24 protein-coding genes are annotated in these 20,547 nt (G+C 45.9%); 9 read left to right on the top strand and 15 right to left on the bottom strand.

Annotation, left to right across the window (positions count from 1 at the left end):
• Positions 1 to 184: 184 nt before the first annotated feature.
• Positions 185 to 1,861 carry a dihydroxy-acid dehydratase gene (gene ilvD / locus N667_RS0107725; RefSeq protein WP_027409049.1) on the bottom strand — a complete coding sequence of 559 codons (1,677 nt, stop codon included), beginning with the start codon at positions 1,859 to 1,861 and terminating at the stop codon, positions 185 to 187.
• Positions 1,862 to 2,059: 198 nt separating this feature from the next.
• Between ilvD and N667_RS0107720 the strand changes: the two genes are divergently transcribed.
• Positions 2,060 to 2,404, top strand: a complete 345-nt coding sequence (locus N667_RS0107720; RefSeq protein ID WP_027409048.1) for a hypothetical protein — start codon at positions 2,060 to 2,062, stop codon at positions 2,402 to 2,404.
• Between the two features lie 58 nt (positions 2,405 to 2,462).
• Here the strand turns inward: N667_RS0107720 and N667_RS0107715 are convergent, their stop codons facing one another.
• Positions 2,463 to 2,765, bottom strand: a complete 303-nt coding sequence (locus N667_RS0107715; protein WP_027409047.1) for an HNH endonuclease — start codon at positions 2,763 to 2,765, stop codon at positions 2,463 to 2,465.
• Positions 2,766 to 2,929: 164 nt separating this feature from the next.
• Between N667_RS0107715 and N667_RS0107710 the strand changes: the two genes are divergently transcribed.
• Both N667_RS0107710 and N667_RS0107705 read left to right on the top strand, forming a co-directional pair.
• Entirely contained in the window at positions 2,930 to 3,607 is a 678-nt protein-coding gene (locus N667_RS0107710; protein ID WP_027409046.1) for a YetF domain-containing protein, read from the top strand.
• Positions 3,608 to 3,760: 153 nt separating this feature from the next.
• A complete protein-coding gene (locus N667_RS0107705) occupies positions 3,761 to 4,513 on the top strand; it encodes a TatD family hydrolase (protein ID WP_027409045.1) in 753 nt (250 codons plus the stop codon).
• A 143-nt stretch (positions 4,514 to 4,656) separates the two neighbouring features.
• Here N667_RS0107705 and N667_RS0107700 read toward each other — a convergent pair whose 3' ends face one another.
• Positions 4,657 to 5,211 carry a helix-turn-helix domain-containing protein gene (locus N667_RS0107700; protein ID WP_027409044.1) on the bottom strand — a complete coding sequence of 185 codons (555 nt, stop codon included), beginning with the start codon at positions 5,209 to 5,211 and terminating at the stop codon, positions 4,657 to 4,659.
• A gap of 113 nt (positions 5,212 to 5,324) precedes the next feature.
• Between N667_RS0107700 and N667_RS0107695 the strand changes: the two genes are divergently transcribed.
• The gene (locus N667_RS0107695; RefSeq protein ID WP_027409043.1) at positions 5,325 to 5,909 is read left to right on the top strand and encodes a LysE family translocator; all 585 of its coding nucleotides are present in this window, start codon (positions 5,325 to 5,327) and stop codon (positions 5,907 to 5,909) included.
• Positions 5,910 to 6,018: 109 nt separating this feature from the next.
• Here the strand turns inward: N667_RS0107695 and N667_RS0107690 are convergent, their stop codons facing one another.
• From N667_RS0107690 to shc, 6 genes are all read right to left on the bottom strand, one after another.
• On the bottom strand, positions 6,019 to 7,173 hold the full coding sequence (locus N667_RS0107690) for a mannitol-1-phosphate 5-dehydrogenase (RefSeq protein ID WP_027409042.1): 1,155 nt from the start codon (positions 7,171 to 7,173) through the stop codon (positions 6,019 to 6,021).
• 1 nt (position 7,174) lies between these two features.
• Entirely contained in the window at positions 7,175 to 7,606 is a 432-nt protein-coding gene (locus N667_RS0107685) for a PTS sugar transporter subunit IIA (RefSeq protein WP_409978176.1), read from the bottom strand.
• A 6-nt stretch (positions 7,607 to 7,612) separates the two neighbouring features.
• Positions 7,613 to 9,691, bottom strand: coding sequence for a BglG family transcription antiterminator (locus N667_RS0107680; RefSeq protein WP_027409040.1), 2,079 nt, complete (start codon positions 9,689 to 9,691; stop codon positions 7,613 to 7,615).
• A 194-nt stretch (positions 9,692 to 9,885) separates the two neighbouring features.
• Positions 9,886 to 11,292 (bottom strand): PTS mannitol transporter subunit IICB, encoded by a 1,407-nt coding sequence (locus N667_RS0107675; protein ID WP_027409039.1) that lies wholly within the window; start codon positions 11,290 to 11,292, stop codon positions 9,886 to 9,888.
• A gap of 727 nt (positions 11,293 to 12,019) precedes the next feature.
• Entirely contained in the window at positions 12,020 to 13,036 is a 1,017-nt protein-coding gene (locus N667_RS0107665; protein WP_051529985.1) for a DUF3231 family protein, read from the bottom strand.
• Positions 13,037 to 13,373: 337 nt separating this feature from the next.
• Positions 13,374 to 15,236: a squalene--hopene cyclase gene (gene shc, locus N667_RS0107660; RefSeq protein WP_027409037.1), complete on the bottom strand. Its 1,863-nt coding sequence runs from the start codon at positions 15,234 to 15,236 to the stop codon at positions 13,374 to 13,376.
• A 90-nt stretch (positions 15,237 to 15,326) separates the two neighbouring features.
• On the opposite strand from shc, the gene N667_RS0107655 reads away from it, so the two are divergent.
• The 3 genes from N667_RS0107655 to N667_RS0107645 all read left to right on the top strand — a co-directional run bounded on the left by N667_RS0107655 (position 15,327) and on the right by N667_RS0107645 (position 17,572).
• A complete protein-coding gene (locus N667_RS0107655; protein WP_027409036.1) occupies positions 15,327 to 16,460 on the top strand; it encodes a DUF2515 family protein in 1,134 nt (377 codons plus the stop codon).
• Positions 16,396 to 16,851, top strand: coding sequence for a CBO0543 family protein (locus tag N667_RS18395; protein WP_027409035.1), 456 nt, complete (start codon positions 16,396 to 16,398; stop codon positions 16,849 to 16,851). The genes N667_RS0107655 and N667_RS18395 overlap by 65 nt, the downstream gene beginning before the upstream one ends.
• Before the next feature lie 235 nt (positions 16,852 to 17,086).
• Positions 17,087 to 17,572: an Hsp20/alpha crystallin family protein gene (locus tag N667_RS0107645; protein WP_027409034.1), complete on the top strand. Its 486-nt coding sequence runs from the start codon at positions 17,087 to 17,089 to the stop codon at positions 17,570 to 17,572.
• A gap of 12 nt (positions 17,573 to 17,584) precedes the next feature.
• On the opposite strand, the gene N667_RS0107640 is transcribed toward N667_RS0107645, so the two are convergent.
• Both N667_RS0107640 and N667_RS0107635 read right to left on the bottom strand, forming a co-directional pair.
• Positions 17,585 to 17,767 carry a hypothetical protein gene (locus tag N667_RS0107640; RefSeq protein WP_051529992.1) on the bottom strand — a complete coding sequence of 61 codons (183 nt, stop codon included), beginning with the start codon at positions 17,765 to 17,767 and terminating at the stop codon, positions 17,585 to 17,587.
• Between the two features lie 68 nt (positions 17,768 to 17,835).
• The gene (locus N667_RS0107635) at positions 17,836 to 18,075 is read right to left on the bottom strand and encodes a hypothetical protein (protein WP_027409032.1); all 240 of its coding nucleotides are present in this window, start codon (positions 18,073 to 18,075) and stop codon (positions 17,836 to 17,838) included.
• Between the two features lie 72 nt (positions 18,076 to 18,147).
• On the opposite strand from N667_RS0107635, the gene N667_RS0107630 reads away from it, so the two are divergent.
• Positions 18,148 to 18,618 carry an Hsp20/alpha crystallin family protein gene (locus N667_RS0107630; protein ID WP_027409031.1) on the top strand — a complete coding sequence of 157 codons (471 nt, stop codon included), beginning with the start codon at positions 18,148 to 18,150 and terminating at the stop codon, positions 18,616 to 18,618.
• On the opposite strand, the gene N667_RS0107625 is transcribed toward N667_RS0107630, so the two are convergent.
• Entirely contained in the window at positions 18,605 to 18,844 is a 240-nt protein-coding gene (locus N667_RS0107625) for a hypothetical protein (RefSeq protein WP_027409030.1), read from the bottom strand. The two genes, N667_RS0107630 and N667_RS0107625, sit on opposite strands and share 14 nt — an antisense overlap.
• 48 nt (positions 18,845 to 18,892) lie before the next feature.
• On the opposite strand from N667_RS0107625, the gene N667_RS19075 reads away from it, so the two are divergent.
• Entirely contained in the window at positions 18,893 to 19,498 is a 606-nt protein-coding gene (locus N667_RS19075) for a hypothetical protein (protein WP_051529984.1), read from the top strand.
• Between the two features lie 9 nt (positions 19,499 to 19,507).
• Here N667_RS19075 and N667_RS0107615 read toward each other — a convergent pair whose 3' ends face one another.
• From N667_RS0107615 to N667_RS19385, 3 genes are all read right to left on the bottom strand, one after another.
• Positions 19,508 to 19,702, bottom strand: a complete 195-nt coding sequence (locus tag N667_RS0107615; RefSeq protein ID WP_027409029.1) for a hypothetical protein — start codon at positions 19,700 to 19,702, stop codon at positions 19,508 to 19,510.
• Positions 19,703 to 19,780: 78 nt separating this feature from the next.
• Complete coding sequence (locus tag N667_RS18385) at positions 19,781 to 20,134, bottom strand: PH domain-containing protein (RefSeq protein WP_232223917.1); 354 nt, start codon at positions 20,132 to 20,134, stop codon at positions 19,781 to 19,783.
• Between the two features lie 240 nt (positions 20,135 to 20,374).
• On the bottom strand, positions 20,375 to 20,547 hold a 173-nt coding region (locus N667_RS19385), incomplete at its 5' end, for a zinc ribbon domain-containing protein (RefSeq protein ID WP_084279001.1).

The raw sequence follows: 20,547 nt of genomic DNA, 5'->3' as shown, positions 1-20,547 counted from the left end.
TATATACAAACCATTTCGCTAGGGCAGGTCCAAAGGTGGGATTATTTTATCGGTTTTAGCATATCCACCGAAAAATCTCCCACCTCTGAGTGTAGGTGGGAGGGGTTCATTAGAATATAAAAATGATAGATAAAAAGGGGGCATCCTTTAGCACCCCCTCTTTTTTGATTGACATACTAAAATACTAGATTTTCATAATGCCGCCCGTGCTTGCCGACGTGACAAGCTTTGAATAGCGGGCGAGATAGCCTGTTTTCACTTTCGGCTCGAATCCTTTCCAATTCGCTTTTCGCCGCTCCCATTCTTCATCAGAAAGCTGAACGTCAATCGTCCGTTTGACAACGTCGATCACGACATAGTCGCCGTCTTCGATGAATGCGATCGGACCGCCTTCTGCCGCCTCCGGCGAAACGTGCCCAATCGATAGTCCCCTTGAAGCACCAGAGAAACGACCATCCGTCACAAGCGCCACTTTCGGCCCAAGCCCCATTCCGACAATTTGCGATGTCGGTGCGAGCATTTCCGGCATGCCTGGTCCTCCTTTTGGACCTTCATAGCGAATGACGACAACATGCCCTGGCTGCACCTTGCCGCTGGCGATGCCTTCAAGCGCTTCCTCTTGCGAATTAAACACGATCGCCGGACCTTCGTGGCGGGTGATACCGCCTTGAATGCCCCCGGTTTTAATGATCGCACCATCCGGAGCCAGATTGCCAAATAGAACCGCTAATCCTCCCGTTTCCGAATGCGGATTGTCAATCGGACGAATAACGTCGTAGTTTTTCACTTCGCAACCCGCGATGTTTTCGCCAAGCGTTTTGCCTGACACGGTGAGCGCATCGAGATGAAGCGTCCCTTCCTTTTTCGCTAGCTCATGAAGCACCGCTGAAACGCCCCCTGCTTCGTGCAAGTCTTCGATGTGAATATCGGACGCTGGGGCCAATTTGGCCAAATGCGGAACACGGGATGCAACTTCATTAATGCGTTCGAGCGGATAGTCGATACCTGCTTCGTTCGCAATCGCGAGCGTATGTAATACAGTGTTTGTCGAACCGCCAAGCGCCATATCGAGCGCAAACGCGTTATCGAGCGCTTTTTCCGTTACAATATCGCGCGGTTTGATGTCATGTTCAATTAAATACATGAGCTGTTTAGCGGACTGTTTCACAAATTCTTTGCGCGCCGGATCGACCGCTAAAATCGTCCCGTTCCCCGGAAGTGCCAAACCAAGCGCCTCAGCCAAGCAGTTCATCGAGTTGGCCGTAAACATTCCTGAACACGACCCGCACGTCGGACAGCCGTATTGCTCCAATTCTTGCAGCCCTTTTTCATCAATTTTTCCGGCTTGATACGCTCCGACTCCTTCGAAGACCGACGAAAGCGAAATTTTTCGCCCATCGCTCGTTACTCCTGCTTTCATCGGACCACCGCTGACAAAAATCGTCGGAATGTTCAAGCGCATCGCTGCCATCATCATTCCTGGCGTAATTTTATCGCAGTTCGGAATGCACACCATCCCGTCAAACCAGTGCGCTGACACGACCGTTTCAACCGAATCGGCAATAATCTCACGGCTCGGCAATGAATAGCGCATGCCGATGTGCCCCATCGCAATACCATCGTCGACGCCGATCGTATTCATTTCAAACGGCACGCCGCCCGCTTCGCGAATCGCTTCTTTCACAATCTTTCCGAATTCCTGCAAATGCACGTGCCCCGGAATAATATCGATATAGGAGTTCACGACCGCGATAAACGGCTTGCCGAAATCTTCTTCCTTCACTCCGGCTGCCCGCAATAAACTTCGATGCGGGGCGCGGTCGAATCCCTTTTTAATCATATCGCTTCGCAACGATTTCAACTTGAATCCCCCCATAGTCCTTTTATATTTTTAGTATTGTACCACTTTTTAGAATAGATTGACAATTATAAAACAAAATTGAAAGCGCTTGCCAAAAGAAAAAAATCACAAGGGGAAGCGCGATGTCGAGACAATGCAAATCGCGTCTGTTTTTGTAGAGGTTAATCTATTACAATAAGAATCAAGGAGGCGACATGAATGGAGCAGGAAACGATGATGAAAGAAATTGTCCAAGCTCTTGAACTGTTTTCTGAAAAACTGCATGCGCGAATGGACAACATGCAGAATCAAATGAACCAGATGCAGAATCAAATGAACGACATGCACCATCAACTAAAAAAAGAAATGAAAGAAATGGACAAGTGGCTCAACACGAAAATCGACCGACTCGAGGACAAAATGGACGAGCGGTTTAACCGATTGGAAACGAAAATCGACAGCTTGCGCATCGAACTTTTGAAAACGCAGGAAACGGTTGATTTTCACTCCGTCAAAATCGCCCAACACGAACGAAAAATCCGCAACCTCATCCAACAGCAATAACCCTTCCGCATTGTGTCCCAAAGATGGCTGAACATAAAGAGCGGCTTTCGCTCTTTTTTTATCGATGTTTTTTTCCTTTCGCCGTTTTCGTGCGCGGCACTTTCGAACTTGGCTGCTTGCGAATCCACTTCAAATATTTTTTCATCTTTTCATGTTGGCGAAGCGCCTCAACCGTCGTCAGCCCCAACAGCACGAGCTCCTTGTTCGTAAAAAGGGCATGAATTTGCTGATGGCACGGCATGCACAAATAGGCGGTCGGCAAAAACGTTCCCCCTTCTTCCCTCGGAGTTAAGTGGTGGAGCGTTGTTTGCACGCCCTCACGCCCGCATAGCTCGCAAACCGTAGGATGCTTCTTTCCCATGTGCTCGGCTCCTTTCTTTTTTCGTGTTAGCTTAGTATCGCTAGAGTGTACGTTCCCATACAAAGGAAAAAACGAAACTTTCTTGCACGTCTACAACATAACTTCAGCCCGCTTCGTTCATAATGAAAATAGCAAAAATAGAGCGGATGGGAGGCGCATGCATGATGAAATTGATCGAACTGACATGGGAGCTCGTCATCGGATTTGTGTTATTGTTTCTCGTCGTCAAAGTCGCTGGAAAAAAATTAATTCAACAAATCACACCATTTACGTTCATTTCAGCGATTGTATTGGGCGAGCTGCTTGGAAATGCGCTTTATGATGATCACGTTCACATCTTATATATCATCTATTCCATCAGCTTGTGGGGTGCGCTGCTTATTTTAGTCGAGTACATCAATCAAAAATGGCTCGCGTTCCGCCTGATAGCCGAAGGAAAGCCAACAGCTCTTATTCGCAACGGAGTTATAGACTATGAAGCATTAAAAAAGGCGCGCATGACACTGAACCAGCTACAAAGCCTGCTGCGCCGAAGCGAAACGTTCTCCATTAGAGAAGTGGCCTTTTGTTATTTGGAAGCGGACGGGGCGCTCAGCATCTTAAAAAAACCGCCCTACCAAAAAACAAAGAGAGAAGATTTTCAATTTCCCTCCTACGCCGTCCATATCCCAACAACTATCATCCGCGATGGCAAGGTGCTTTTAGATGAGTTGCGCGAGCTAGGGAAAGACAAAGCTTGGCTGGATCATGAACTTCGCGCTCGCGGAATAACAGATTACAAAGATGTGTTAATTGCCGAATGGCTCGAAGACGATGGATTATTTGTCCAGACTTATCATTAATGCGACCGCTGGTTGAATCCATCATAAAGTGAACAAGTCTCACCAACTACACCGAACAACAGAAAGTGACGCGCTCCCGATAATCTTGTTACAATGGATACGATGGCGCATAACACTCATGAAACCTTTTACGTAAACAGGTAGGTGCCTACTATGATTGATGCCCATATCCATCTCGATCAATACGATCAAATCGACGACCGAATCAAAGCATGGGAGAAAGCTGGCATCTCAGGAGTCGTTGCGGTCTCGACAGATTTGCCGTCAAGCTACCGGACATTGGAGCTAAAGCAGCGATTTCCGTCGTTCGTGCATGCCGCGATTGGCTTTCATCCGGAACAACCGCTCCCCTCTTCATGCGATTGGGAAGAATGGATTCGTCTAGTACAGCAAGAACGCCAGCAATTGTCAGCAATCGGTGAAGTGGGACTTCCTCATTATGCAGCGGAAGCGGTAGCGCATTATCAAGATTATTGCGAGCGGTTGGAGCAAATCGCGCAAATCGCTGTTTCCCTTTCGTTGCCATTAGCGCTTCATGCTGTGTATGAAGGCGCTGAAACTGCTCTTTCCATTTTGCAAAAACATGCTGTAAAAAATGCCCATTTTCATTGGTTGAAAGCAGAAGCCGCTATTATCAAGAAAATCGTCCAGTGCGGCTACTATATTTCCGTCACTCCAGAAGTTTGCTATCGCGAACGGGACCGAAAGCTGCTATCGTTTGTACCTATCGAACAACTGCTTTTAGAAACAGATGGACCATGGCCATTTGCCGGCCCGTTCAGCGGCATGAAAACATCGCCGTTATTGTTAAAGCATTCGCTTCAAGCGGTAGCGGCACTATACGAGCGGGATGTCGAAAGCGTTCAAACAGCCATCATTGCCAACACAAAACGCATTTACCGCTAAATATCATCACAAAAGAAAGCAGGGGATGTCCCCTGCACGTGTATAAAGTTTTCTATAATACAAGAACAGACTTCATTTGTTAAATAAGAAACCCGAAACATGACATAATCTTTATTATGTAAATTACCCGTAATCTATGACCATTAAGCTGGGTAATAAATAACCATGCTTAAACGGGTCAATGTGTCTCCCGAGTTGTGATAGCTGTGCGGCCTGTCGGCTTTGAACTTAATGGAGTCGCCGCTTTGGAGCGTATGTTCAATGTTATTGACCCGAACCGTCAACTCCCCTTCAAAAACAGTTATATATTCCTCAGCCCCCTCAACGTGCGGATCTGAACTCAAGTATCCCCCTTTTTCAATTTCAACTGAATACACTTCAAAACGCCGGTCGTTTTCGAAAGGGAAATGCGGGTACACTCGATATTTCCCGTTGTCTTCAAATAATGGCTGAATCTCGTTTCTTAACACTACTTTTGTATCTGGCTGCGGATGATTAATTAGTGAGGTAAAGGAAATTTTTAAACCGTTGGCGATTTTCCAAATCGTTGTAATCGTCGGGCTCGATTCTCCCCTCTCAATTTGGCCTATCATCGTTTTACTGACTCCGGTGAGCTCCGCCACTTTTTCGAGGCTTAATTTCTTGCTTTCTCTAATCGTCTTTAAATTTTTAGCGATAATTAAATTTATTTCCTCCATAATAATCAATCCTTTCATCTGTACAATATAACGTACATAATGTACAATAAATAGTAAGTCTTTATAATGTCTATTTCGGACATTATAGCATACATATCGAAGGAGGTTCTACTATGCCTTTATTTTCTTTTTTGCTATATGTGATCGTAAGCAGCTTTACCCCGGGCCCCAATAACTTGATGGCTATGTTATTTGCCAACAAATATGGGCTTAAAAACACGATTCGCTTTTGCCTGGGCGTAGGTGCCGGATTCTTTATTGTCATATTGCTGTCTAGTTATTTTAACCTCTGGCTAAAAAATTTGATTCCAAAAGTTCAAGGTGTCATGACGGTCCTCGGCGTCATTTATATGGTGTATTTGGCTGTTAAAATCATGATGAGTAAAAATCATGATGCCGACGATGAGAACGGTCGCCATAACCGCTTTTTAATGGGGATGCTCTTGCAGTTTATCAATCCAAAAGGAATTTTATATAGCATTTCCGTCGCGTCAACTTTCATCATTCCCTATCATACTTCAAATGTCAGCTTGATCTTGTATTCATTATTTCTAGCTGCTGTTGGTTTTATGTCTACGTTCTGCTGGAGCGCATTCGGCTCGATTTTTCAAACTTTTATAGCAAAATATCGAAGCCCGTTTAATTTCGTCATGGGGTTATTGTTAATATATAGTGCCGTATCGATACTCGTGGAATAGAGCATATAGAACAATGAAAAAAGAGTGCCTTTTATATTGGCACTCTTTTCGATTGGTCCTATGAAACAATGAAACAACTACCTTTTCACTTCGAGGAAAGATCGTTTGTTTACCGCTTTCCTAAGGCCGCCGCTTCTGCTTTGATGGCCGCGACAAGCGGATGTTCGAGTTCTAATTCGGCATACCGGGACAGCGCCCCTTCAATGCCCCATTGGCGAATCGTTTCTTGCAGCTCCATCGCTTCGGCATCTTCTTCATAATCAAATTGTAAGAGGGCGGCGATTCCTTTAACGAGCCCGAATGGAATTTCTTGAAACAAGTCATAATATTGTTTGGCCGGGCTGATTAGGCGATCGTTCGCTCCGAGTTTGCGGATTGGCGAGCGCCCTACCCGCGTCACTTCGTCTGTGATCGCCGGATTGGCAAACCGCTGCACAATCTTTTCGATATATTTCTGATGCTCTTCCGCGTTCCAGCCATATTTTTTCACTAAGACGCGTCCAGATTCGTGCAAGGCTTTCATGACACCGGCGCGAATATCTGCATCTTTCATCGCTTCATCAATGCTAAAGCGATGCTGGCAATAGCCGACGTAGGCGGCGATGGCGTGTCCGGTATTAACGGTGAACAATTTTCTTTCAATATATGGCGGCAGCTCATTCACAAAATGAGCGCCAGTAATTTGCGGAAGCGGTCCAACGATCTGTTTTGTCTCAATGACCCACTCGAAAAACGGTTCCACCGTTACAGCCAGCGGATCGGCATTTTTTTGATTCGGCACGATACGGTCGACCGCGCAGTTCGGGAATCCAGCATAATCATCTGTCAATGCTTGTTCCTCTGCCGACAAATGCTCCCATACATGCTTTTTCAAAAAAGCGCTGCCGCCAATCATGTTTTCGCAGGCAATGATATTAATCGGCGTGCGAGAGACGCTCCAGCGGCGGCGCAATCCTTCGGCAATCGCGGGCGCCAGATATGGCAACACGTTCGGTCCGACGGCTGTTGTCACGATATGAGCGTTAGCGATGCACTCGATCACTCGTTCTGCATCCATTTGGCTATGCAGCGCCATCACATTGCGGACGATTTGCTCTTCGATCGTATCACCGGCAATCACGACTCGATATTCTCGCTTTTCTTGCAGCTTTTGCACCACTTCGGTGTTGACATCGACAAATACAACTTCATATCCCGACTGTGAAAGCAAGCTGCCAATAAACCCCCGGCCGATATTTCCGGCGCCAAAATGAACGGCTAACACTTTAATTCACCCCGTTTAAAAGCTCAAGAATCTCTTCTTCTGTCGTCGCTTTAATCATTTTTTCAATGTTTTCTTCCTCGGAACAAACAATGGCGATTTTCGAGAGAATTTCTAAATGTTCGTTGTCTTTTCCGGCAATTCCGATCAATAGCTTCACCATATTTCCATCGCCAAAATCGACGCCATTTGGAACTTGCACGATCGAAAGGCCCGCTTGCTTCACAAGTTGTCTTGCGTCTTCCGTGCCGTGCGGAATCGCTACAAAATTCCCCATGTACGTCGAGGTGAGGGCTTCTCGTTCGAACATTTTTTCGATATAAAGCTCCTCCACATATCCTTGTTCCAACAAAATCGTTCCCGCTAAACGAATCGCTTCTGTTTTATCTGTAACTTTCGCTTGAAGAACAATATTTTCTTTCTTTAAAATCGACAATGTTATTCACTCCTTGCGTTGCTGAAGATGTTCGTAAAAAAATTTCTCTAAATGCCCGCTTAAAAACGAGCGAAGTTCGTCTTCGCTCCCGTATGAAAATAAATCCATGCTTTCTTCGTCTTTCACCACTAGGGAACTGACATGGCTTAGCACCGCGAGCATTTCTTCAGATGCCTCTTTTGGCGCAACGAGCAGCAAAATCCGCTTCACATCCATCGGCTGTCCGTGCATTCCCATAACAGTCTCTGGCATTATTAAGTCGTATATCGTCAATGATGGGCGCAAAACGGCCTCGTGGCGCGCATGGTACAGCGAAAGCGCCGTTCCCGGAATGCCTAATCCGCCCATTCGTTCTCGCTCCAATAACGCATCCAGTACTTGTTCGCTGTCTTGAATGATGTTTTTCGCCTGCAATTGCCCGCACGCCTGCGCCAACACCTCTGGAATTCGCTTCTCCTTCGCCTGCTCGATGGCAAATGCGCTTAACAGCTGAACGATCGTTTCGCTAATCGCTTGAATTGCGTTCATTTTTTGCACGGTGTTTCCAGAAGCGTTCAATTGTTTTTTCCGAGCAGCTGCTTTTTGATTTCTTAGGAATTGGCGAATGGCAGCCGCCTCTTCCTCCTCGAGCATCGGACTGACCACAAAATACGGTACATCCAACGTATGGATCGGCACCGTTGATATGATAATATCGTATTTGTTTGCGTCCACATGATGCAGTTCGAAAAACGACTTTTGTTCGATCGAAGAAATATTGGGAATTTCCTTTTTCAAGCGCGTCGCTAAAATTTTGGCCGTTCCTAACCCGCTTGAACAAATCACGAGCGCATGCAGCCCGTTTTTTTCCCGCAACAAGGCGGACGCAAAATGCAATACGACATAGCCGATTTCTTCTTGCGGAACCGCCACATCGGAAAAAATTTGCGCCATTCCTCTTTCTACGACGGAAAACAACTCTAAATAGTCGCGCCGGATCGTATGCAAGAGCGGATTCGTAATTCCCATATGATGCCGGATGCGGTATAATGCTGGCTTTAAATGGACAATTAAATCTTCATACAGCGAATAATCATCCGTTAAATCTGCATGAAGCTCCCGGCTGACAAAACGAATGAGCTCCTGCACTTTCCGGCCGATTTCCAAACTTCCTTCCTCTAGCATATACCCGCGGCGGTCGCGCAGTTTCGCCCCCATCAGATGCATCGTAATGTACCCGATTTCCTCTTTTGGAATCGTCATCTGAAACGCCGATTCAAGGGACGCAGCAATTTTTTCTGCGGTGCGATATTCCTTTGTCGAGCGAATCGTTTCAAAATATTGCGGTTCAAAATGGATCGCCTCGCCTTGGGCAATGCGCTCAATCGCCAAAGCGAGATGAATGACAAGCGCAATATAGGAATTATCGGCAATCGCAAAAGGAAGATCGCCTTTCATCATTTCAAGCTGCTTTTCAATTGTGAACAATTTCTCTTTATCAACGAGTCCGAGCAGCTTTTCTGTAACTGTCCCCGCCATGTCACGCGGCTCGTGAAGCATGGATTGTTTCATAATTGAAAGAAACTCCGATTCGTTGAAATGATGGAACAACAAGTTGCCCATCATTTTCCGTTTCGCTGACTCCAAGCCGACGACTTCCACCCCGTATCCCCGCTTGCGAAGCAAAGAAAGCCCGTGTTGTTTGAACGTTTCCTCCATTTTATCTAAATCGTTGCTGATTGTGGCGACGGTGACATTAAGATCGTGCGCAAGAGATAAGAGCTTCACAGGTTCGCCCGCTTCCAACAGCGCAATCGCGATGAGCGTTTGCCGCTCTTCAGGCGTATATTCGGCATGAACAGCCTTTAAGAGAAGAGCTTGCAAGTCTTTTTTCTTTTCGTCTTCCCCGATTACCTGAATGCCGACTCCTGCTTTTTTTAAAAGTTGAAGCCCGAATTCATTTAAAATTGTCTCGACCCCTTTTAAATCGCGATGGATCGTGCGGTCGCTCACATCAAGTTGTTCAGCCAGTTCTCCTACCGTAATTCCTTTCTCGTTTGCCAATAAAACCTCAACAATTTTCCTTTCCCTTGCTGATATATACATAAAGTCACCTCCCATCTTGAGCAACAATGATCGGCGACATTCAAACGACACGTTCTTTCGAAAAAAATTGTAGAACTTGCTTTCACCGATCACAACATATAGAAAACGCTTTTTCGTCCCCTTCATTGTTGACATTTTTTAAATGCGATGACAAAAAGGCAAGTATCAATTACTTACCTTTTTGTCCGTAATGGTTAATTTGCTTCTTTTAATGTTTCGATCAATTCATCGTATTTCGGGCTGTTTAAGAAGTTCTCCACCGACACATGGTAAGCGTTCGGGTTCTTTTCTTTAGCGCGGCTTGTTAAATTTTGATGCGTAATCACCACATCCGCATCAAGCGGAATTTGGTTGATTGACGTGTTCGTCACTTCAATATCAAGCCCTGCTTTTTGCACTTTGTTTCTCATAATGGAAGCGCCCATCGCGCTTGATCCCATTCCCGCATCACAAGCAAACACGATTTTTTTCGCGTTCGCAATCGCCGCTGGTTTCGTTTGTAATGCAGAAACGACATCGCTTTTCTTTCCTTTTAATTGTTGCACTTTTTCCGCTGCTTCATGTAAATCTTCTGACTCTGTCTTCGCCGCTTTCAAGAAGAACGAAGCGACGAGGAAAGAAACGAGCGCAGCGACAAGCACGCCTGCGAGCACTCCGATGTAATTTCCGCGAGGTGTCATCATCAGAAGAGCCACGATGCTTCCCGGAGACGGAACCGCAACAAGCCCGGCATGGAACAAGCTGAAGGTGAACACTCCGCTCACGCCGCCCGCAATCGCCGCCAAAATTAAAATCGGTCTCATTAAAATGTAAGGGAAATAGATTTCATGAATCCCGCCAAGGAAATGAATAATGACCGCACCCGGAGCCGATTGCTTCGCTGCTCCTTTTCCAAACAGCCAGTATGCAAGCAAAATACCAAGACCTGGTCCCGGATTTGTCTCAAGCAGGAATAAAATCGATTTTCCATCTTTTGCAGCCTGTTCCGCGCCAAGCGGGCTTAAAATTCCATGGTTAATCGCATTGTTCAAAAATAGTACTTTACCTGGTTCGATGAAAATATTGGCAAGCGGCAACAATTTCATATGGATAATGGCTTCAACCCCGGCTGCCAATGTTTTGTTTAAACCTAAAACGACCGGACCGATCGCTTTGAACGCCAATAACGTTAACGCTCCGCCGATAATGCCGGCTGAAAAGTTGTTGACTAACATTTCAAACCCTTGTTTCACTTTTCCTTGAATGAGCTGGTCAAATTTCTTAATCAAGTATCCGCCAAGCGGCCCCATGATCATCGCCCCAAGGAACATCGGAATATCCGCTCCAACGACCACTCCCATCGTCGCTGTGGCGCCGACAACGCCCCCGCGAACATCATATACCGCTTTTCCGCCTGTATAACCGATTAATAATGGCAATAAATACGTAATCATCGGCCCGACGAGCTTCGCTAATGACTCATTTGGCAACCATCCTGTCGGAATAAAGAGCGCCGTAATAATTCCCCAAGCGATAAACGCCCCGATATTCGGCATGATCATGCCGCTTAAATAGCTGCCGAACCGTTGCACTTTCACACGAAAGCTTGTTTGAGCTTCCATTGTTTTCTCCTCCTTGTCTAAGCAGTTATGTTTATAGCTTCATGTTAAAGCGCTTACACCATAGATTCAACGCAAAGTAAATATCATTTTGTCTAACGTATTCTTGTCATTTTTTAAAATGGAAACTTCTGCTTCTATAATTTCTAAAACTTGCAAAATGAGGTCGTACGACAAACGCTTTCGACTGCACCTCAACATCAATTGATATCACCAACTGTATTAGTGATTTTACAAAACGGACAGTCTATCCCCGAGGAAAATAATCGGTACGTTTCCTGCTTTCACGTTATTTTTGCTACTGCTGGCTACAATATGTATCAAACAATAACGATCGGTCCCACCCACAGTCTGTTTGGAGCAGGAGGCTTCTTGGTATGTATGTTAAAAAATGGGGGCTCGACATTTGAAAACCCTCTTTCTGTACGGTTTTCCGAACAGAAAGAGGGTTATTGCTAGCAGGAAAAATAACGAACCACAAGTGTTGATGATCCATTATTTTACTAAAAATATGGAATGATATAGCTAGACATAAGCTTTTCTGCCTCTTCCCCCGAACAAGAACGCCAGGGGCAAATGCATTTGCCCGCAAAGCGTTCGTTGTTCGAGGAGGGCATGCGATATGCATGCCCAGTCGGCAAGCTAGGCTGCGCCGACTACGGCAGAAAAGCTAGAAGTCAAGCAATGACAATTGGTTTTTATTGGATCATCAACACACCTGCTAATGAACTTATTTATTTGTTGCTAGCGCTTCCCTGTTTTCCGTCATCGGCGGACGTTCTAACCATCTGTGCTTAACCATTAGATCCCTTGTATCTTTCATGTATTGCACAAGTTCTTCGGCAAGCCTTGAGTAATTCACTATTAAGTCAGGACGGTTGCATGTGGCGATGGCGGTTCCATACATAGCAACGATGATCGAGTCTAAAAACGCTTTGTGAGACAACATCAGACGATCCGAAAATGGGGCAACAGTGGAATTCGTGATTTCTGCTTCCTCTGATTTTGGTTGTGGCAGCTGATTTTCGGATAAAATCGACTCAAACACTTCAATATGCTTTCCATAAATTTCGACGCCGCGCCATAAAAATTCCCGCACTTCTCTCGAATTCGCCGTTTGGGCAAATGCCATCGTTAGCGATTTGCTGAATTGTACTTTTCGCACGTCAAAAAAAACATGGGTCGTTTCTATACTGCTAAGCGGTCTTTTCCCGCGGAACAATTCTTGGAAAAAGCCTTCTTTTTCTACAAATTCAACATCTTTTTCAGGATAAACGAATGGAGGTTTTGACACAAACCCTTTTTCGAGTAATAAATCTAATGAGCGATTAAATAGTTCGACTGCTTCGTTTTGACACTGCAAAAAATAGTCCCTTACATCTTTGCGCATACTTATCGCTAAAGCATCGGCATATAATCCCAATCCGCTATTCGACATTGCGTACGTATACATGAGGCAAGCTTCATCGGAAAACAAGCGCGGGGCCTCCGAGTTGACATCCTCATCCGTAAATCCATGTGGAATTGGAAATTGTTCCTGCGTAAAATACTCCTTAATTTTCGGTATATGGCTTTCCGCTAAGCTTAGCGCAAATTCTAAAATCGGGCGGATGGACGCATCTTCAACAATATTGATCATGTATTTATATACGCATCTTGCCATCGTATCGTTCTGATATTGTGACCAAAGAGCGGAAATTTCTGGGGCGGTTAGCTTTACATCATGCGATGCTTGCATGTCTATCATGTTGTCTAAACCCTCCATTGATGAATGTTTTTTGCGTTTATGTTGTATTATGCGCAAAATCATCCGACTCATAAGCATAGACTCAATACTTCTTCATTTTGCCAATCCGCCCTGCAAACGCAACGGTTTTCATCCATTCACCCATTCAACTCTCAGCCGAAATCAAACAGAACCGATTTTGGCTCTTTCAGAAGTGCTATTAACGCTCGGCCTTGGATGCGTTTGGATAGCACCTGTGAACATATACATATGCATCTTACTTCGCACGAATCTCTCCAATCTGCTCTCAGTTAAGAGGCGGGGGACTTCTCGGTAGATATGTTAAATATTTTAGGAACTAAACGATCGTTCCAAATTTTCTCTCATAATGGCTTAATGTAAGCAACGGAAAAATATGGTGATAAATATGGTAATGAATGTAAAATCCTCCTGCCATTCCTTGACCAGTCGGATAGGAGGTCGTCCAGTCGTTCTTGTCGAGCGATTGAAGCAAAAAGCGGATTCCAGCCTCTATTTCCGGAATCGGCTGATCAAAAGCAGCGACCAGAGCATCAAGCGCCCATGCGGTGTGAACTGTAGTACTTGCCTTAAGCGGCACATACGTTTTGGCGCCATCGCTTTTGCATGACTCTCCCCACCCGCCGTCGCTATTTTGAATGCTTAAGAGCCATTGAATGGCCTTTTGCATCGATCGATGCGTTGCCGGCACTCCGACAGCAGAAAGCCCCGTTACCGCCGCCCATGTCCCGTACACGTAACAAATTCCCCAGCGGCCGTACCACGATCCGTTTTTTTCTTGATGATTGATGAGCCACTCCACCGCCCTCGCAACAGCCGGATGATCTTTCGTCAAGCCGGCAAACGTTCCAAGAAACTCGAGTGTCCTCCCTGTCAAATCAGCGCTCGAAGGATCGGCCAATAAAAATTCCGCCCCCTCAATCGGCAAGTAGCGCAAAAGACGGCTGTCGACGTTTTTCTCAAATGCGGCAAAGCCTCCGTCATCATTTTGCATCGATAATAACCACCCTGTTCCCCGATCCCACGCATGACGAAAAGAGGGAATTTCCGCCGCTTGCCGACAAATCGAGCGCAAAGCGGCCGTCGTATCATCGACGTCCGGGTTGATCGTGTTGATATCGGAAAAACCCCAGCCTCCCGGCAAACTGTAAGGGTTATGCACGCCCCAATCACCATATCGATAATGCTGTCTCGAAAGAAGGTAGCGATTCGCTTTTTCAACGGCCCCGTCTGAAGGCGGTACGCCCGCTTCCTGCAGCGCATAACTCGCCAAAGCCGTGTTCCATACAGTCGCCGTCGTATATTGTACATGCGTATGTCCATCGATAAGACAGCGGAACGCTTTAAGCCCTTCAATGGCCTGCCGTATGAGCGGATCATCTTTCGCATACCCGAGCGACAGCAACGCAAAAATCATCAAGAAAGTCGAGCTAAAATAACTATAAAATGTTCCATCTTTTTCAAGATGCCCTAACATATATTGAACGGCACGCTGCTTCGCGGCAGCATGAAGACGCTCCGACCATCCGAAAATCGATTGTTTAATATAGGAAAGGAACGAACGATTGGCTCCGAGCCCCCACCTGTCGCCATCTGTCGGACGTGAAGCGAACAAGTCGGAAAGGTCTGGGCTTTTTTTCGTTTTTCGGCTGTATTTGTTTTCGTACAAAAGAAGAAGCGGCGTCAAATTGGCTCTCCCATACACAGATATGTCAAAAAAATGGAGCGGAAATGAAGGCGGAAGCAGCAAAAACTCGACAGGAAGCGGAAAAAACGATGGCCAGCGATATTGACCGGTAAGAGCGAGCATAAATTTCGTAAACATATGGACGTTTCTAAGTCCGCCCATTTCTAAAATCCGTTGCTTCGCTTTGTGCATATGCGAATCAGTCTTCTTACGGTATCCTGAATAAAGCAGCGCATAGTAAGCCTCCGCTGTCGCGCTGACATTTCCCTCCCCTTCATCGGCAAAAAGCTTCCATGCCCCATTGCTTTCTTGTTTGCTTTCGATTCGTTCTACCAATGATTGAATGAGCTCTTCATCATTTATTTCAAGCGTCCGTAATAAGATGATCATATAAGCATCCGTTGAAATACCGGTTTCAAACGGATCACGCCACGTGCCATCGCTAGCTTGCCTCTGTTTCAGCAAAGCAATCAGCCGGTTGCGCTCACTCTGCATGACATTGTCATCCCTTTCGCGTGTTATCAGTGCTTTCTTCTAATACCTATTCCCTTGCCGGCTAAATGATGCGACGAAGGAGCGATTCACATGTACTGGCTGAAAAAGAAAACTCCTTCCCTGCCGCCGTTTCTCCTCGCCATACAAAAGGAGTTGACAAAAAAGGGAAACAACACCGTAAAAGAGGCCGACATACCGGCCGATGAACGGCAGCTCGTCCGCCGCATCCGCGTCCGTACGCAAAACAATAACGTGAACAATGTCACAAGAACAGCAGCATATCTTCATTTTTACAAACGGCACCCTGAAATTCATTGGGCGTTTTTAGGCCACATGGTGTCGCGAAACGGCGGTTGGAATATGACCGACTTAAAAGGAGAATGGCTCGCCTCTTTGCTGTCCGAAGAGGAACAGCGCTCTTTCTTCGCCTTTTTGGAGCGCGGAAACTGGCTCATTTTTCAGGATATATATCCGCAATTTTTGCTGTATGAGGAAAGCAAAAAGCGGGCCAAACCGTTATTTCATCTTTTGTCCTTGTTTGGCGTCTCGACCTTTATGGAAACAATTTGGAACGATTTTTGGCGCCGCAATGACCGTTATACTCTTGCCATCGCTCTCGTCATCAACGAACAAAGTTATTTGGAAAAACGTGTCATTCAGCATCCCGTTTTTCAAAAAACGGTCTTTGAAGCATTCGAATTCAAGCTGCAAGACCTTTTAAGCCTGAACCATATTTTATTTCCATACGAAGATGAACAAGGCAACACCGTCCTGATCGGCGAAACGGTGCATCACTTTCAATCGCTCCATGAGCGGATTTTACTTGGCAAACGGCTATATGCGCTGCTATTTCAAAATAACGAAACGTTAGAAAAAGCCGTTCGTTGGGCGTCGCTTCACCCACATACCGGAACGCGCAAAGATTATTGGCCCCATCTATTCAATGATGTCCGTGAAACACTACCCGGCCAGCCGTATCGCCAACGCATCAAAAATTGCCGCATCGAACCAGGGGCTCCCCGCATTTACAGCCCTCCTCTTATATACGCCTGGAAAAACGTCCAACATGAAGAAGCAGAAAGCGGTGATTGGTATACAGATCCGAAAGTAGTTGAGTATCTTGTCGAAACATCTGAACAAAGCGATGGAGAGATTGCCCATGCCTATTGTAAAACACTTGAAAAACTCGAACTGGCGACCGTCGCCAAAAACACCTTCTTCTAATGAAGGCAAGCAGAGACGCGCCTATGTGGCCTCTTGCTTGCTCGCTTCATGGATCGGAACATATTTAGATTTATATTGTACTGGGAGAGGACTGTATTTCTTTCCGCAGCGGCCGTTTCCATCCATTTTTTCGATCGATATCGTTTTTACAATCATCGGTCTTCCGATCTTTTCTTTGTTGTTTATTTTCGTGATGGAACGGCTGCACGGCTGGGGAAGGGGTCTATTCACCATATTTCTTGCCCTTCTGATGTCGTTTGGTGAACAGCAAGCCGAATCCATTGGTTTATTTGTCCATACTCTGCATTGGAAGCACGAATATTCGCTGGCAGGATATATGCTGTTTCTCGCCATCGTCTGGCGGTTTTATCGCTGGATGCGCTCTGTTTAGTGATAGAAAGCCCCCTATAGGCAATCATCAATCGGGGATGTAACGGTTTAGCCTTTATTAATCTATTGTGAGTGTTTAGGCGCATCTCACGTCGATTGATCGGGCGAAAGAGGGACCAATTAACTTACCAAAAGCGCTCGGCGGGCCGTGCTAGGCAATCTTTCGTGCTTAGCAGCATATATTACTCTAGAATCTCATTGCAACCTGTTACTCTGCCGCCAAAGGAGGAAATGACATGTTTCCGTTTCTATCGTTTTTCCCATTTCAAGAAGGAATACAAAAATGGCTGCGGCACACCCAAGCTTCCGACATTGAACAGCACGTGCAGCGCTCTATTGCCGAATCGATCGCGAACTCGATGCATATGTACGAACAAAACACCGAGATGCTCAAGCGGTTGTTCACCCCGTCCCGTTCCTCCTCTCCCCACCGTTCTCATCCCAAATTGGATATCGACGTGTTTGAAACGCACGATGATATTTATGTGAAAATCCCGCTCTCGTCTTCTTCGATGCTTGATACAATGAAAATTTTTTATACATCCAATCAATTAATCATTGAAGGCATCCCTTCTCCGGACGACCGCCACACGATCACCTTGCCGTCCCTTGTGAAAAAGCGGGGCGCTTCCACCTCATATAAAGAAGGGGTGCTGCAAATTAAAATTCCGAAGCGAGTGGATTTTCAATTTACAGAAATCGACGTCCCCAATCTAGACTGAGGACGTCGATTGTTAAATCACGCTCGTTTTTCCAGAATTCGTGTCGCTAAAATCAGAATCGTTCACCACAGCAACCGGGATGTTCAAAAACGACACATCCCCGTTATCTTCACCAAAGCCTTGGTTTTGCTTATTGGACAGCAGCAAATCAATTTGCTGCATCGGTCCGAAGCTGACGCTCGATCCCCGATCCATAACATTAATCTTAAAAGCAAGCAAATTCGTGACGGACGGACCGAAAAATACCACCCAACCACCTCTTTCTATTGAATCGGAACCGCTTGGAACGATGCCGGAGAGTCGATTAAGTCTTTATCATCGACAAAACTTCTCGTTCCGACAAACGCGCTTTCATCCCCAAAATTTTGTCCATACCCTTGCGTCTTTTTATCGGAGTTGTGCCAATCCGCAAGCAAGTTTTGTCCAATATTTACGGCAGAAGCATTTTCAAAGGAATTAATCTTTAACAAAAAAATATTAATATTTATAGAAGCGCCCGCCAAAGCTGTTCCCCCCTTTTTATCAATATATGAAAGCTCCCGTTTTTTATGAGGCCGACGAAGGAGGAATGTGACTTGGATTTCGAGAAGCTAAAGCAATGGATGGAGATCGCGCAAAAATATCAATCGGGTGCTTTTTGGAATAGCATTTTCGACCAACATTCGGCTAAAGAATGGATGAAAGAAATGGAAGTAGCCGAATGGAGCGAAACGTCAGAAAAAAAAGCGGCTCATCCGTTTCCTCCGACCGATATTTATTTGACCGATTCACATGTCGTTCTGCTCGTGGAGCTTGCTGGATTCCAAAAAGAGGAAATACAACTATCCATATCGGGAACGCAGCTTGTCATCAGAGGCGACTGCAAACTGCCGCTGACTCCGGCCGCGGCGATTCAAACGGAACGCACGTATGGAAAATTTGAACGGACGATCGAACTTCCCGAGCCGGCGGAAGGAAAGCACGTCAAAGCGCGGCTGGAAAATGGCTTGCTGATTTTAATGTACCGGCGGCCATATCGGCAAGAAGAGACGATTACCATTGAATAATGTTGCCGTCCTTTTTGGCCGATGCATCGAGCCCATCGTCATCCGATACATATAGCCCTTCGGAAAGCATCGATACACCGTCAGCGTTTTGCTCGCCAAACCCTTGGTTTCGCTTTGTCGCCACCCGTCGGCCCACTTGCATCGCTTGAGCCGTGGAAATGGAGGAGCTTCTATCCATGGCATTGACTTTAACGAACGAAAGGCGAATATTCGCACCGCGAAACATCGTTTTTCCTCCTTTGTTTGTCAAAATAAAAAAGTGTGGAGATGCCGCATGCCTATAAAAAAATTATGGAACGAAAGAGGTTCATATGACGACTTTTCAAATGAGATGGAAAAACAGCGAAAAAGATTGAACGCGCTCGAGGTTCATATGAAGCGCCTCCTCAAACTCGAGGAGCAACTTCGCTCCATGTCACATCACTCCGTGACGAATGGGGAGAAAGCTGTCTCTAGAGAACTGGACAAACACATGTCCGCAAAAGTGGAGAGCGTGTTTACATATATACAGCAGCTTGAAAGACGATTGGACGAATTGGAGAGCCGATATGCAGTAATAGCGAAAGCCGTTGAAGCATGCCAGCTTCGTTTAAACGCGCTTGGGCAACATATAGAGAAGCAAACAACGGACATGCCTTGCCCGCAGCCCCCTGTTATTTTTCAAGATATTCATATTGATAAAATGCTGCTCGATAAATATGAATTGAACAACTACTTCGCCCAGCTCGGGATTCACCAGCTGAGCGGACATCTTAACATCGGCGCGACATACGGAAAAGGCGTCATCCCGCAAGAGGTAACCGATGAGTGGCAGAAAGCGTTTGCTGAGCTCGATGAAGCGAAGAAAGAGTTGAAAAAAGAAAAAGGCGAGGAAGAATAAGCGGCCGATCTATCGTTTCTTTTTGAGCATATCCAATAAATAAAACATTTGCGCGATCAAAAAAGCAAGCAGGATGATGATGATGCTTGCAAGCGCAAAGAGAGTCGCGTCATCTCCTCCGACAAAAACAAAATTGCCAAGCAATAAAAGCAGCACGAAACTGATTCCTAGCACTAAGAAAAAAATACTGATATACCTTGACACCAACTTCTCTCCTTTTTCTGTTTGAAATTCTAAAACAAAAACGAAAGAAGCGTTCATGCCCTCTTTCGTTCCCGCTCATCAACGCTCCATGTTCGGACAGCGCTCGCGAAGCAAATCGATGAACGCATCGCGGTCTTTCGGCGAAATGAGAACGGTGTGGTACAATCCATACACGATTTCCAGCCGTTTGAGTGACAACGCTGGACTTGACAATGGGTTTGACGTTTTCCGAACAGAACGGATCGCATTAAGCGGGATGATTTTGCGAAACGGCCCGTATTTAATAATTAAGCGATCGTTGTCTAACACGTAATACGTTGTCAGCCACATCCACAGCACAAAAAGCGGAAGCGCAATCGTGCCGATGAAAACAGCGGCTTGTTCTCCGAGCTTGCTTTGCTGCGTGGCGAGCACTGCGATGCCGCTTCCCATTGCCAAAAAAAAGCGCCCCCCACACGACAATCGTGAGCCATATATCCTTTTTCGAAGGAATTTTCACCCTTGTTCCCCCTCCAGCCAAACGAGCACGGACTCCATCACTCGTTCGTACCCAATATCCCTTTGAACTACTCCCACTTTCACTTTGTTTCAAAGTGGGAGATTCCTACGAACACCGAAGCCTCCTTCGGTTCTCTTAGTAGGCGATCCCCGTCGTCCCAACGGTTCCGTTGTCTAACACGACAACAAGCGCAATCCTTCTTTTAGAATATTGATACTTGCATTCTGATCCCGATCGTGATGGGTTCCACAAGATGGACATTCCCATTCACGAAGGTTCAGATGTTTCACCTCTTGGTGTTGGTAGCCACAGCACGAACAGAGTTGGGAAGAGGCAAAGGTCTTCG

The sequence above is a fragment of the Anoxybacillus tepidamans PS2 genome, from assembly GCF_000620165.1.
GTDB lineage: Bacteria > Bacillota > Bacilli > Bacillales > Anoxybacillaceae > Anoxybacteroides > Anoxybacteroides tepidamans_A.
The sequence above is the reverse complement of the archived record's forward strand: the minus strand, read 5'-3'. Positions and strand labels throughout refer to the sequence as shown.

Bases quoted from the DNA above. Each gene is read 5' to 3' on its own strand.
- N667_RS0107655 (WP_027409036.1), top strand. From the start codon at position 15,327: ATGTACTGGCTGAAAAAGAAAACTCCTTCCCTGCCGCCGTTTCTCCTC.
- N667_RS0107720 (WP_027409048.1), top strand. From the start codon at position 2,060: ATGGAGCAGGAAACGATGATGAAAGAAATTGTCCAAGCTCTTGAACTG.
- N667_RS0107710 (WP_027409046.1), top strand. From the start codon at position 2,930: ATGAAATTGATCGAACTGACATGGGAGCTCGTCATCGGATTTGTGTTA.
- N667_RS18385 (WP_232223917.1), bottom strand. From the start codon at position 20,134: ATGGGAAGCGGCATCGCAGTGCTCGCCACGCAGCAAAGCAAGCTCGGA.
- N667_RS19075 (WP_051529984.1), top strand. From the start codon at position 18,893: ATGCCTATAAAAAAATTATGGAACGAAAGAGGTTCATATGACGACTTT.
- N667_RS18395 (WP_027409035.1), top strand. From the start codon at position 16,396: ATGCCTATTGTAAAACACTTGAAAAACTCGAACTGGCGACCGTCGCCA.
- shc (WP_027409037.1), bottom strand. From the start codon at position 15,236: ATGCAGAGTGAGCGCAACCGGCTGATTGCTTTGCTGAAACAGAGGCAA.
- N667_RS0107680 (WP_027409040.1), bottom strand. From the start codon at position 9,691: ATGTATATATCAGCAAGGGAAAGGAAAATTGTTGAGGTTTTATTGGCA.
- N667_RS0107700 (WP_027409044.1), bottom strand. From the start codon at position 5,211: ATGGAGGAAATAAATTTAATTATCGCTAAAAATTTAAAGACGATTAGA.
- N667_RS0107665 (WP_051529985.1), bottom strand. From the start codon at position 13,036: ATGATAGACATGCAAGCATCGCATGATGTAAAGCTAACCGCCCCAGAA.
- N667_RS0107675 (WP_027409039.1), bottom strand. From the start codon at position 11,292: ATGGAAGCTCAAACAAGCTTTCGTGTGAAAGTGCAACGGTTCGGCAGC.
- N667_RS0107640 (WP_051529992.1), bottom strand. From the start codon at position 17,767: ATGGATCGGGGATCGAGCGTCAGCTTCGGACCGATGCAGCAAATTGAT.
- N667_RS0107645 (WP_027409034.1), top strand. From the start codon at position 17,087: ATGTTTCCGTTTCTATCGTTTTTCCCATTTCAAGAAGGAATACAAAAA.
- N667_RS0107625 (WP_027409030.1), bottom strand. From the start codon at position 18,844: ATGTTTCGCGGTGCGAATATTCGCCTTTCGTTCGTTAAAGTCAATGCC.
- N667_RS0107695 (WP_027409043.1), top strand. From the start codon at position 5,325: ATGCCTTTATTTTCTTTTTTGCTATATGTGATCGTAAGCAGCTTTACC.
- N667_RS0107705 (WP_027409045.1), top strand. From the start codon at position 3,761: ATGATTGATGCCCATATCCATCTCGATCAATACGATCAAATCGACGAC.
- N667_RS0107715 (WP_027409047.1), bottom strand. From the start codon at position 2,765: ATGGGAAAGAAGCATCCTACGGTTTGCGAGCTATGCGGGCGTGAGGGC.